This window comes from Mucilaginibacter lappiensis, assembly GCF_900155965.1.
Taxonomy (GTDB): Bacteria; Bacteroidota; Bacteroidia; order Sphingobacteriales; family Sphingobacteriaceae; genus Mucilaginibacter; species Mucilaginibacter lappiensis.
Map to the genome: position 1 here is coordinate 67,950 of NZ_FTMG01000002.1, position 12,266 is coordinate 80,215.

Annotated in this window: 16 protein-coding genes; 11 read left to right on the forward strand and 5 right to left on the reverse strand. The window is 37.4% G+C overall.

What is annotated here, in order from left to right; genetic code table 11:
• Window positions 1-477 precede the first annotated feature (477 nt).
• From BW976_RS04260 to BW976_RS04270, 3 genes are read left to right on the forward strand one after another with little or no spacing between them, the layout of a single operon-like run.
• Entirely contained in the window at window positions 478-792 is a 315-nt protein-coding gene (locus BW976_RS04260) for a hypothetical protein (protein ID WP_076370792.1), read from the forward strand.
• Between the two features lie 2 nt (window positions 793-794).
• Window positions 795-1,778, forward strand: a complete 984-nt coding sequence (locus BW976_RS04265) for an AAA family ATPase (protein ID WP_076370794.1) — start codon at window positions 795-797, stop codon at window positions 1,776-1,778.
• Window positions 1,779-1,783: 5 nt separating this feature from the next.
• A complete protein-coding gene (locus BW976_RS04270) occupies window positions 1,784-2,311 on the forward strand; it encodes a hypothetical protein (RefSeq protein WP_076370796.1) in 528 nt (175 codons plus the stop codon).
• 83 nt (window positions 2,312-2,394) lie between these two features.
• Here the strand turns inward: BW976_RS04270 and BW976_RS04275 are convergent, their stop codons facing one another.
• Entirely contained in the window at window positions 2,395-2,949 is a 555-nt protein-coding gene (locus BW976_RS04275) for a hypothetical protein (RefSeq protein ID WP_076370798.1), read from the reverse strand.
• A gap of 125 nt (window positions 2,950-3,074) precedes the next feature.
• Between BW976_RS04275 and BW976_RS04280 the strand changes: the two genes are divergently transcribed.
• Window positions 3,075-3,572 (forward strand): hypothetical protein, encoded by a 498-nt coding sequence (locus tag BW976_RS04280; RefSeq protein WP_076370800.1) that lies wholly within the window; start codon window positions 3,075-3,077, stop codon window positions 3,570-3,572.
• Window positions 3,573-3,604: 32 nt separating this feature from the next.
• Here the strand turns inward: BW976_RS04280 and BW976_RS04285 are convergent, their stop codons facing one another.
• Window positions 3,605-3,853, reverse strand: a complete 249-nt coding sequence (locus tag BW976_RS04285) for a helix-turn-helix domain-containing protein (RefSeq protein WP_076370802.1) — start codon at window positions 3,851-3,853, stop codon at window positions 3,605-3,607.
• Window positions 3,854-3,964: 111 nt separating this feature from the next.
• Here BW976_RS04285 and BW976_RS04290 point away from each other — a divergent pair, with 111 nt between their 5' ends.
• Together BW976_RS04290 and BW976_RS04295 are read left to right on the forward strand one after the other, a co-directional pair.
• Entirely contained in the window at window positions 3,965-4,189 is a 225-nt protein-coding gene (locus BW976_RS04290; protein ID WP_076370804.1) for a hypothetical protein, read from the forward strand.
• Window positions 4,190-4,355: 166 nt separating this feature from the next.
• On the forward strand, window positions 4,356-4,715 hold the full coding sequence (locus BW976_RS04295; protein WP_076370806.1) for a hypothetical protein: 360 nt from the start codon (window positions 4,356-4,358) through the stop codon (window positions 4,713-4,715).
• A 365-nt stretch (window positions 4,716-5,080) separates the two neighbouring features.
• On the opposite strand, the gene BW976_RS04305 is transcribed toward BW976_RS04295, so the two are convergent.
• The 3 genes from BW976_RS04305 to BW976_RS04315 form a co-directional block, all read right to left on the reverse strand.
• A complete protein-coding gene (locus tag BW976_RS04305; RefSeq protein WP_076370808.1) occupies window positions 5,081-5,359 on the reverse strand; it encodes a hypothetical protein in 279 nt (92 codons plus the stop codon).
• A gap of 196 nt (window positions 5,360-5,555) precedes the next feature.
• Entirely contained in the window at window positions 5,556-5,930 is a 375-nt protein-coding gene (locus tag BW976_RS04310; RefSeq protein ID WP_076370810.1) for a response regulator, read from the reverse strand.
• Window positions 5,931-5,989: 59 nt separating this feature from the next.
• Window positions 5,990-7,201, reverse strand: coding sequence for a Shedu anti-phage system protein SduA domain-containing protein (locus BW976_RS04315; protein ID WP_076370812.1), 1,212 nt, complete (start codon window positions 7,199-7,201; stop codon window positions 5,990-5,992).
• Between the two features lie 267 nt (window positions 7,202-7,468).
• On the opposite strand from BW976_RS04315, the gene BW976_RS04320 reads away from it, so the two are divergent.
• The 5 genes from BW976_RS04320 (at window position 7,469) to mobC (ending at window position 11,983) form a co-directional block, all read left to right on the forward strand.
• Entirely contained in the window at window positions 7,469-7,741 is a 273-nt protein-coding gene (locus BW976_RS04320) for a helix-turn-helix domain-containing protein (protein WP_076370814.1), read from the forward strand.
• A 50-nt stretch (window positions 7,742-7,791) separates the two neighbouring features.
• Window positions 7,792-8,148 (forward strand): hypothetical protein, encoded by a 357-nt coding sequence (locus tag BW976_RS04325; RefSeq protein ID WP_076370816.1) that lies wholly within the window; start codon window positions 7,792-7,794, stop codon window positions 8,146-8,148.
• A 217-nt stretch (window positions 8,149-8,365) separates the two neighbouring features.
• Window positions 8,366-8,902, forward strand: a complete 537-nt coding sequence (locus BW976_RS04330; RefSeq protein ID WP_076370818.1) for a BfmA/BtgA family mobilization protein — start codon at window positions 8,366-8,368, stop codon at window positions 8,900-8,902.
• Between the two features lie 3 nt (window positions 8,903-8,905).
• On the forward strand, window positions 8,906-9,814 hold the full coding sequence (locus BW976_RS04335) for a DUF5712 family protein (protein WP_076370820.1): 909 nt from the start codon (window positions 8,906-8,908) through the stop codon (window positions 9,812-9,814).
• 24 nt (window positions 9,815-9,838) lie between these two features.
• Window positions 9,839-11,983, forward strand: coding sequence for a conjugal transfer protein MobC (gene mobC, locus BW976_RS04340; protein ID WP_076370822.1), 2,145 nt, complete (start codon window positions 9,839-9,841; stop codon window positions 11,981-11,983).
• Window positions 11,984-12,266 lie beyond the last annotated feature (283 nt).

Here is a 12,266-nt window from a genome sequence, read left to right on the forward strand (position 1 = left end):
AAGCCTCTGACAACTTGAGTGGGAACGGCGGAAAAATACAATAGGGCCGGTAACTCTCAAAATCCAATGTCCGCTGGCTCTGGTAAGCCACCTTTCTTACGAAAGGTTTACACACTGAAATAAGCGAGCACCGACCCTATCATATTATATATGTAGGGCCAGAGTACTCAACTTACCATCGCGTAAATTTACCAGATTTGCGGGCGAGGCTCGTTTCGGCAGTCTTTAAGAACTGCTAAATTATAAATTCTAATTAAATAAACCTATGTTTTCGATTTGCCAACAATTATTCTTCCAATTAAAATGTCAAATGTCAATTCTTAATAAAAATTAGCAAATCAAAAATATTTGACAGCAATTTATAATAAATATTTGTAAAGTAGAAATTTTTATTGTCGATTTAGGAATTTATATTTCTTGAAATGGAATATTTCATTGATTTGGCTACTGTGTTGTGGATTTTTGCTTAGAAACTCTATGGCAAAAATAAACTCTGAAAGATTACAAAGCACAATTACTTCTCTTAAAGCAAGATTTGAAACTGACACCATAAGTAGCATGAACGATTTAACCGACATGTATGTTACGGGCATGTTGGCTGTTTTAGGAATTGGCTATGATGGGTTTGTAAACAAATGTACCGCGCCTGAAAAGTTTCTCATTGAAGATTTAATAAAATTGTCACAAGTGATAGATGTTAATATTAATGTAATCCTCAAAGTTGTTCTTAAACAGGCTACAAAAAACGTTAAGCCAAGAGATATTTCTCACTTATTGCCAAAGCCTAAATAAAAATGTCAAACTTCATAGAACAACTACATATTAAAAACTTCAAGTCTATTAAATCCAGTCATATTGACGGCTGTAAAAGAATAAACTTATTTATTGGTCGTCCGAACGTTGGCAAATCAAATATACTTGAAGCACTATCGGTTTTTTCCATCCCTTTTCTGAAAGAGAACAAATCTAAGAGCCTCACAAATCTGATTAGATTGGAAAACGAGACGGAATTGTTTTATAGCGGAAACTTTGATGATTTTATTTCTATTCATTCTAATATTGGAAATGCAGACCTACGCTATGATAAGAATCAAGGAATTGAAATAAGCATTGATACTGTTAATGGTGGAGCTGAATATTTAATAGATGAAAAGCTAAACTTACGTTCAAGACGAAGAAATGATGACTATGATCCCATAATCAAGAAATATACTTTTTCTATCCAGACAACCTTTAAACGCTCACATTCACGGTATTTGATACCGCCATTTGGCTATAATTTACTAAATGTAATTGAGCGAAACGGCGAATTAAAGGATGAAGTATCTAATTTGTTTAAAGATTATAACCTATCGCTCGTTTTTGACAAAGCAAGCCAGTCGTTAAAGATACTGCAGCCTGAAAAAAAGGATATTTTTTTAATTCCCTATAACTCTATTGCTGACACATTACAAAGGATTATTTTTTTCAAAACTGCAATTGCAAGCAACAATAACTCAATACTTTTATTTGAAGAACCTGAAGCGCACTCATTTCCCCCCTATATAACTCATATTACGCAGGAAATGATCTACAAAAAAGACAACCAGTTTTTTATTGCCACACATAGTCCATTCATATTAAATGATCTGCTTGAGAACGCCAGAGATGAGTTGTCGGTTTTCGTTGTGGATTATAAGAAAAACGAAACAAAGGTAAAAAGGTTATCAGATTCAGAACTTCACGAGATTTACCAAAACGGCGTTGATTTATTTACGAACAATGAATCTTACTTATAACCTGCATGGAACTTTGTATTATACCTGAATGTTATATTGATACCAATCTCATCGAAACGTTAGTCCCCCCTCGAAAAGGCTATAATCACCAAAAAGGATGTGGTACAGTGACTGCTGTAATGAAATCGAAATTTAGGGATAGCTTTGCTTTGGGTATAATTGATAAGGATAAGCAGCAAGTGGACTATTTAAAGGAGTTCAATTTGGTTCACCAATTTGACAATTTATTCTTGCATAAACATCAAACCAGACATCATTATATCATTCAAATTAGCCCTGCAATTGAAAGTTTTTTAGTTGCCGGAGCAAATGCGGCAGAGCTTTCACTTGATGATTTTAACTTACCAATTGATTTCGACAGATTAAAAAAAGTTTCAAAATCTGTAAATAGTAAGGACGATCCCAGGTTTAAAAAATTAATACGGGGTATTGTAAAGGCCCAAGCACCTGAATTTGTTAAGCTATCAAATTGGATAAAATATTTAAAAGATAAAAATTACAACTTTCAACTGGATGAACTTGTCAAGTTATAATATGCCATTTTTATCATATCTATAACTTGATACAAAATTTGTAGACCTTTCCCTTCAGGGCGATAATTAAATAATAATGCAATTTAAGAATCTATCTGTTCGTCGATTTCGGAATAATCATTCAGTAATTTTATTGCAATTTCAATTTGTTGCTGATTTAAACCAATAACACATTTTTCCTCAATAAGACGGTTTATCCGTTCCTTTCCATCGTCGTTGTGTTCTATTAAGTCAAAGACACAAATCATCGCACTGGCATTCAGCGTTGGGTCTAAGAAGCCTGCATCATTTAACCCGATAACCCTTTCTGTAAGGTTTCTTTTGTCCAACTGTTCAGCTCGGTAATTTAAAAGATATAAAAATTTGGCTTCCTTTGTCAAATGGCCATATAAAAATTCAGGATAATCTTCTACAAGTTCTATTGCTTCATTGATTTGCTGTTCAGTTACATCCCTTGCGTATCCTTTCTCTATTAAGATGTTTATTCTGGACTTTCCATCAGGAGCTTTCTCTACTAAGTCAAAGATGTCGATCATTTCTTCAACGTTAAGTTCTTTACGTAAAAAACGTCCCACATAAATTCTAAGTACCATTTCCGTAATGGATTGCCTTTCAGGTTTTGTTTGTTGATTTTCCATGTTGGAAAGATAAGAACTATAAAATTCCGAAAATTACGGAAAACCGTAAAATGCCAAATCATTTATTATTACACGCGTCCGACATTTCAAATTCTCTAATTTTATTTTCTAATTTTTGAGAAACGATGGAACAATACAGAGCCGACATTTGGCAATTTTATCAAAACAAAAAAAACTCCGGCGAGTTATCCCTAAACCTAAAACATCCAACTGCCGCTAAGCTTCGTAATGAGTGCTTATTGCTTTTTAGAAAAGGACTTGACAAATCTGATTATCGAATGCTCAGATCTTTTTTGGAGAGGCCGGAAAACGAAGAAATTTACGAATCAGCTATCAGGCGTTTTGACCCTGATAAGTTCAAGCCACTAAATAACTTCTTAAAAAAGGGAACAAACACAGATGAAAAAAATATTGAACTTTTAGCCTGGCTAATTGATTTCCGGCCCCGGCCGTATTCCAACTATAAAGTTACATTCGGCTATAGCACAGAAATTGCCCCGACATTGATGGCTACGGACGAACGACTAAATCGTAAAGAAGTCACCCTGGAATATCCATCAGGGGTAAAATTGTTTGTGGATGCCTATGATTTTTCGTTGATAGCGCAATTGGTAAGGTTATAGTTGCCGACAATAAGGAGAATAATATTGACACTCTAATGAATAATACTGCGTACGCCTTTAAAGTCTAACAAGAGCTTAGGTTCAACATCAAGCGCATTGGCCAATTCGATCAGCGTAAGGATGGTGATATTTACTTTACCACTTTCGATTTTCTGAATGTCGCCGTAATCGATATTACAATTGAGCGCCATTTTTCTGTAAGTCAGGTCCTTAGCGAGTCGTAATGATTTAAGGTGATTACCGAACAACATTAAAACTCCTTTATCTAAATCGCTGATCATTGTTGTTTTTAATGAACAGGAAAGATGAAATAATAATAAATTAATCATGTTGGTGAATTAACCAACAAAACTTAGCTTTGATAAACAAACCGAACCTTTAAATTATTATATATGGATGGATTTGAAATTGACCTTGAGCAAACGATAGATGATTTATTTGGTGATGAGCCATTCGGCATTGTTGATGAACAGCTTTTCAAATGGTTTATCTATTCCTTTGTAGGGAATGGCCGACACATCGGTACGCTTGATGCCCCAAATTATACCTTATTCAAAGAGAAGCTTGTCGTACTGCTCGATGCAGTTTACAAATGGCATAAAGATGAAACGGGATAAATAATTATTTTTTAAAATATATAAAAGAAATATAAATAAAATTTAATTTTAAGCGTCCTATTCACAATCACATCACAATCATGAAATAACTATTATTGGGATTTGTCTGGTTTTCAGCGGAAAATGCAAAGGGCAAGAACCACACGAAAATAGTAGACATATAGCCATGCTCAAATTCCTATATAATCAAAAGGAACTGACCAATCCGAAGGATACCATTTTATCTGATTTGGATGTAATGTATGACCGCCTCATTTTATGCAATGCAACATCTGTAAAATCGGGCACAATCTATATTTTTGGTACGTCGTCACCACATGGTAAACGTTTCATTGCACTGATCGGTCAAATAGGAATGGATTTGTTAGAAACCAAAAATTTACCAATTGACATGCAGGCCATTCTAACTTTTTTACAACGGAATAAGATAAACAGTCAGCAAGGTTATAAATGCCTGAAACTTATAGCTGAAACGTATCAGTACAATGAAAAAAGGAATTTCAGACCGACCATGCAAGAAAAATAGCTATTTCCATCTCTGGTATTTATAGTCGGTGATGAAATATTTTAAGAGGCGCGGCTAACCTCGGAGGGGTTCAGAAATGAACCCTTTTTTTATATTTAAAGCTTATCATCACTTGTGATATATAGTTTGAATAGGTGATGCCGGTATCTGAAGTAAGTTATATATTCCTGCTTTTGTGCCTCATTTAACCCTTTTATACATAATTTTAACTTTTTCCCGGAAGTCTTTAAATTCAATGTAAATGCCATCTCGCCCAATAGGGCTCACTAATCCCTCGTCAATCATTAGCTGTATAATTCCGACAATAACATCATAAGAAAGCATGCTATAAACCGGATGGTTATCAAAATACGCGTCTTTGTACATCAATCTTCACTTTCTATTAAAACCAACTCACCGAACTTTATGTCCCATTTTGCCGTTGCTGGCCTCAGTTTCTCAATGGCTTCAACAATGTTATTAATTTGGCGCAACTGCGTTTCAAATTGTCGGGCAGCTTTACCAATGCGATATGCTTTACTTTTAATCAGCTTCCTTTCATGAATATCCTGAAGCTTATTTAGGGTTTCGCGCATAACTTGCGCCTCACGTTTTACTATGGCAATCTGGCCATTGAACTTATTTAATCCGGGTATTTTGGTCATGACAAGGTTGGTCTGTATTTTATACGAACAATATGTAAAAATGTTAGTTAATTCACCAACATTTTTCGAGAAATATTAGGATTTATAAGATATTAAAAAGTAGATTTGGATATTATTTAATGCGGGTACATTCTGTACCGCATTATTGTGATAAGGTTTAGGTTGAAAGCTTCCCGGTGCAAGACTTGGGGAGCTTTTATTTTTTAGACCTCTTTTTGAATTGCATCTTTGCAGCAAGCTTGCAGGCTTCCAATAACCGTTCACAGGGATAAGGTTTAGAAACTATCGTAATAATATCCATATCATAATCCCTTATCCTGCCTTCCATTTCGGATGAAACAATAATGACTTTTACAGTTAGCGGTAGCTCTTTTATAAATTCAGCGGCGGTTATCCCAATTAAATTAAAATCAAGGAAAACCAAATCTATCTCACCGGACGATAATAAGGCACGGGCGGCAAAGGGTTCTGTAAATGTAGCGATCAGCTTAACAAAAGGGATGTTGCTACAACAATGCTTCAGATATTCATTATTGTATTCCTCATCATCTATTCCAATACAGGTCAACATAAGCAGGTAGTTTAGTAAACACTTTTATCAAATTTAAAGCATAATAACTTATCTAATAATTATATACCAAACCTCGTCACTCTTAAATGTAAATAGTGATGCCTTTTAAGCAGATCATCATAAGTCAAAAGGCGGACATTCCCCTTCAAGGTAGATGTAAAAGCATTTAGGCCATATAAATTTTGCTGTTTATCCTCATCCCTTCCCATTAGCAATGAGTATTGAAAATCTAAGTTCGTAATGGTTACATCGTGGGTATTAGCCCTTACCTGAACTTCAGTTAAATTCGTTTGGTTGGAAAAATAATTGACATACTTGGTTCCAATTTGGTGGAAATATTTTTGAGCTGGTTTTAGTACATCTAAATTTTTCTTTGAAAAAAAACGTTGATTAGGCAGTTTTACCTCGAAAAATTCGTGCTTATTTAGCGAATATTTGTGGGCTATATTCAAAAAATCAACTTCCTCATATTTCATAGAGTTTTGGTGATAAAAATGCTGCTCATAAATAGATTTATAGAAATTTTCTGATTTAAGCAAGTGGTGATATTTCTTTAAAAACTCGTGTATTTGCTTTTCATTTCTCAGTGATGGGTTTTGATTATACGTTTTTAAAAGCTTTATTAAACTGTCACCTGTTGATTCAATTATTTGTAGGTTATTTCCTACCCATAGGTAGTCAAGTGGTTTTTTATTTTCAATAAATGAAGAAGCTAAAACTCTTAATTTATAAACTCTTGCATTGAAAATACGGATGTTCAGATCTGTAAAATCTGAATTAGCATCTAAATCTAAATCATCTATATCTGATTTAAGCTTATCAAGCCACCTATCAATTCCTTTAGCTAATGCGTTGTTTGAGGTTCCGATTCGCTTATGGTCATCCGGTTTATAGACAATACCATCAAAAATATTTTCTATCTGTTCTTCAAGGGTTGAATAAAAATGCCTGGCCATATCCATTGCATTATTCATTAGAAATATCGGTATTGCAGAAAGCTTAAAGTTATAATCGGAATAAGTATAGTGCCATTCTCTTATCCATTGCGTCAGAACCATATAATCCTGATAAAATTGATCAGTGCTAAAGTCTGCAATAATAAAATCAAAGTGTTTTTGATTTTCTATTAGTTCCCTAACGATAACAGTTTTTGCGTCCTCAATATTATAACGTATTAGCACATCCGATTCATGTTCGATATAATCTCCCATGTACATTTTTAAATATTGTTCAATGTCGATAGTAGCTTCTGATATAAGTAGAAATTTCATTTTTCCATAGTCTATATTTTAGGCAACATTTGCCTTTATGTATCTATCAAAATATAAACCATTTTGTCTTTTGTAGCATTATGGCAGTTTTTTAAATTAGATAACTGACTGATAGGCAGTAAATAACATTTCGCATCTAAGAAAGCACCGCCTGCCTTTAAATATATTTTAGGGATATCCCTTAATGCCTCAACTTAAAAGTCGCATCCTTTCTTCATTTGTATTCATAAACGCAGCAGAACTGCATAAAATGCAAGAAAGAAAGTTATGACAACATTAGATTTAATCACCAAAGACGACCTGGAGCAATTCAAATCTGAATTGTTCGCAGAACTAAAAAAGCTTGGTATCGGACGTGCCAATGAGCAAGCAGCCAGACAATGGCTGAAAAGCGCCGAAGTGCGTAAGTTGCTGAACATATCCCCAGGCACCTTACAGGCCCTGCGCAGCAGTGGCATTATTACCTATACAAAGGTTGGTAGCCTGCTTTACTACAAACAGGAGGATATTATCAAAATGCTGGAGGGGAAAAAACCGTAAAGCCCATCATTCCTACAATGGTACTGCAAGATTAGCACAATCAATCAAATATGAAAGAGAAAACTGTTCTTGGTTTTAAGCCAGCTTTAGAAGCCGGTTTTGAACCCCGCAATTACTCCTGGTCGCCGGACGTAGTTCCTGTTGGCGAGTATGAGGCAACCCTTGATTTTATGATCTGGTCAAAGAAGCATGTCGCAGTCGATTGCTACTTAACCACCGGCCACGGTAAGCAGATCCGGCTAACGGCGTATCGGAACAAAGCGGAAGATTACATGGCGGGCGACACCGCAGTTCCGTACCTGTCCTTCGAAACAGAGCTAATTATAACAGTTGTCTTGAATGGAGCCGGCAACCCAAAATGGACAAACGCGGCGGTTATTGCAGACGGCGAACAGGCTGCCGGATAGAGGTCACGGGCTCCAGGGCCGGGCTACTTTTAAGGCTGCAAAACAGCGGCCAATTTTTGAAAAAAAATTGGAGCAAGCGGGAATTGGGCAGTCGCCCAATTCGCTTGCCGTTTGCACTGCAAACGGGGTTTTACTTATGCTCCAGGCATAAGTTGTGGCCTCAGCGCTATTGCAAACACAGAATATACCATAAGTCTACTTATAAGTACAACATACAATGCCTACTAAAGACAACTATAATAAAACGCTCCGCTTCTCTGCGGAAACTGATGATAAGTTAGGTAAAGCAGCCAATAGCTTCGGGTTAAGTAAGTTCCAATTTTTTAATCAGATGGTCGAATATTTCTACCGGACAAAAAAAGATCCTGCCGATATAAATGATGAAGTCTTAAAGAGAACATTAGCAAAAAATCATGATACCTATATCCGCTTTATAAGGGCTCAGGAAGAAAAGATACTCATTCCGGTAAAGGTAGAGTTAGACAGGATGGTTGTCTCACAGATAAAGATCATCGAAAGCTTTAACGGCCAGGTCTTAAATGCTAATAAAGCTTTGCTTTCAGGCCAGCAAGTTCAGGCGCAACAAACTGAAAAGCTGATGCAAACGCTCAAAGGATTTACTGATACTAAAGAGAGCCTGAAGCAGAAATTCATTTACATTCTAAATTTCTTTCATAAGGCAACTTTGAACGCATCATCAAAAGAAAAAGAAACGCTTCTGCAGGAAGCGGTACAACATATTACAAAACTCTAAATTATGTTTATCAATATCACTGACAGCGATACCGCCGACAATAAGAGCAGCAGCGCCGACTTAGTTCATTATCTGGATAAAGAGAACCGGATGAACAAAGAGAATGAACCGCAACTATGGTTTAATCAGGACCATCGGGCTATTCCCTCGTATCAGCCAATGCAGGCCATTGATAATAACATTGCCAAGCTCAGCAAAACAGACACTAAATTCTTTCTCATCAATATCAGTCCAAGCCAAAAAGAGATCGCCTGGTTAAAGGAACAATTTAGTGATGAGGGCGCAAAAGATCAGCTTAAAGACTACGCCGTTAAAGTGATGGATGAATACGCGCGCAATTTTAAGCGTCCAGGTATTGACAGTAATAAAGACCTGCTTTGGTTCGGCAAACTGGAAAACTACCGCTATTTCAGCCATAAGGACAAAGAAATTCAGCAGGGATTGCGTAAGCGCGGCGAACGCAAACCGGGTGAGCAGATGCACATACAGGTGATCGTTAGCCGAAAGGATATGACCAATACAATGAAACTAAGTCCGATGAACAATTCCAAGGGCCTCAACGCCGAGCATTCGCGCAGGATGGGCCAGTTTGACCGTTCCGCTTTCAAACAATCAGGTGAACGGCTATTCGATGAACAGTTCAAATTCGACCGCGGCCTGAATGAAACCTTTGCCTATGCTAATGCAAAAAAGAAAGGCGGTTTGGAACAGCGTGTTGCCATGCAATCAGAAAGGCGGAACCGAACGCCATTGACTTATAGACCACAGCAGGAAACTCAACAAATACGGCTTGTTACTCCGGCTATAGTTCAAATTTTGACCAAACCTATACAGGAAGCGGCACCGCATATTCCAATTAAAAAGAAAAAGAAACGTAACGGCCCAGAGCAAGATCAGGGCTTATCATTTTAATAATTATTCATAACTAAAAAGATCATGCAGACAGGAGAAGATACCCAGGGATTGAGGAAGATCGTTGATTTTACCCGCCTTATCAGCATTTTTATTTTAGCGATACATTTTTATATCTGTTGTTACCGAGCCTTTGAAACCTGGCATTGGACGGCAATCATCACCGACCGGATTGTAAGCAATATTGCCAAAACCGGGTTATTCAATGGCATGATCAAATCAAAACTCGCAGCCTTGCTCTGCCTGGCTATATCGTTAGTGGGCATCAGAGGGCGGAAAGATGAAAAGATTGGATATAAAAGTATCGTTGCCTACATTTTAAGCGGGTTGCTGCTCTATTGGCTAAGCGTATTGTTTTTTTATATGCCTGCCAGCCTTACAATAATTGCGGCCTGCTATATCGCTATAACGATTACAGGCTATTTGCTCATGTTAACAGGCGGTGCCTGGTTATCACGCTTGCTCAAAGACAAATTGAACAAAGATATTTTCAATACTGATAATGAAACCTTTCCGCAGGAGGAACGCTTGCTGGAAAATGAGTATTCTATCAATCTTCCCGCGATATATAACCTGAAAGGACAGTTGCGCAAGAGTTGGATCAATATTATTAACCCGTTTAGAGGTTTGCTGGTCGCTGGCACACCCGGCGCAGGTAAATCCTATTTCGTTATCCGGCACATTATTGAGCAGCATATCCGTAAAGGCTTTTGCATGTTCCTTTATGATTTTAAGTTTGACGACCTCTCGCTGATCGCTTACAACAAGTTAATGATGTATAAAGATAACTATAAAGTTAAACCAGCTTTTTATGTGATCAACTTTGACGACCTAAACCACACGCACCGCTGTAACCCCCTCGACCCGGAAGCCATGCTGGATATTACCGACGCGGCAGAAGCCAGCCGCACGATCATGATGGGCCTGAACCGGGAATGGATACGCAAACAGGGTGATTTTTTCGTCGAAAGCCCGATTAACTTCTTGACGGCGCTGATCTGGTATTTACGTAAATATGAGGATGGTAAATATTGTACGCTGCCCCATGTGATCGAGCTGATGCAAACGGATTATGAAAAGCTGTTCGCTATTTTACAGGAGGAAGAAGAAGTACAGGCGTTGATCAACCCGTTTATTTTGGCTTATAATAACAATGCCAAAGCGCAGTTAGAGGGTCAGATCGCAAGTGCCAAAATCGGTCTGTCCCGGCTTTCCTCACCTACTTTGTATTATGTTCTGTCCGGTAATGATTTTACACTGGATATTAACAACCCAGCAGCACCTAAAATCGTCTGCATGGGTAATAACCCGCAAAAAACGCAAACCTATGGTGCCGTACTTTCCTTATATGTCAACCGACTGCTGAAACTCATCAATAAAAAGAACATGCTGAAAAGCAGTTTAGTGTTCGACGAATTTTCTTCGATTTTTGTAAATGGCATGGATGCCCACATTGCAGTTGCCAGAGGGTATCGCTGCGCGACAACACTCGGTTTGCAGGATATGAGCCAGCTTAAAAAAGATTATGGCGCAGAGCAGGCAGACGTGATTACCGGTATAGTCGGTAACATCATCAGCGGCCAGGTAACGGGCGACACCGCTAAAAAGCTGGCAGAAAACTTCGGTAAAATAGTACAGGATAAAAACAGCATGACCATTAATAGCAACGATACCTCTTTTTCAAAAGCCACCCAGCTGGATTATGCGATACCCGCCTCAAAGATTGCTGCCTTGTCATCTGGTGAATTTGTTGGGATGGTAGCTGATAATCCAGACCAGCGGATTAGCTTGAAATTATTCCACAGCGAGGTACAAAACGATCATGAAGCAATAGCTGCGGAAGAAGTCACATATAAACCCATCCCATTGATCAATTACGTATCACCTGAAGATGTGGAAGAAAATTACAAGCAGATCAAAACAGACATGCTCTTGCTGGTAAAGGAGGAAATGGAGAAGATTGAAGCGAGAAAACCTAAAAACGAACAAGAGGAAGCATCAGCCACCAGCACACAGCAACAAGAAAAGGAAATGACCGAGGCTCATAAAGACGAAGGTGATGAAGCAGTTGAATTAACGGAGGAAAAGCAACCGGGTGAAGATCAATCTAAAGTTGAACGACAAAACCTTGACCGTTCCGATGATCAGGATATATCATACTATTTATAGGCGTAAAAAAGCTGCCTTGAAAGTGATAGCTTCAACTGTAAAAGTCTTCTTACACCTTACCTGGAAGCCACCTAAAGTATTATAATATAAGCAATTCAAGTTTCCTATAAAGTAATTTACATGTCAAAATTACATTCTTAAACAACTTTTGAGAATATCATTTCGTTAGACTCATTAACTTAAATCAAATATTAAATCCTCGATTTAATATTATTTACCTAAATGCTAGTACCATTTTGTTTGCTTACTCTAACACAGATTGGTGCCGGTACCTATTCACATT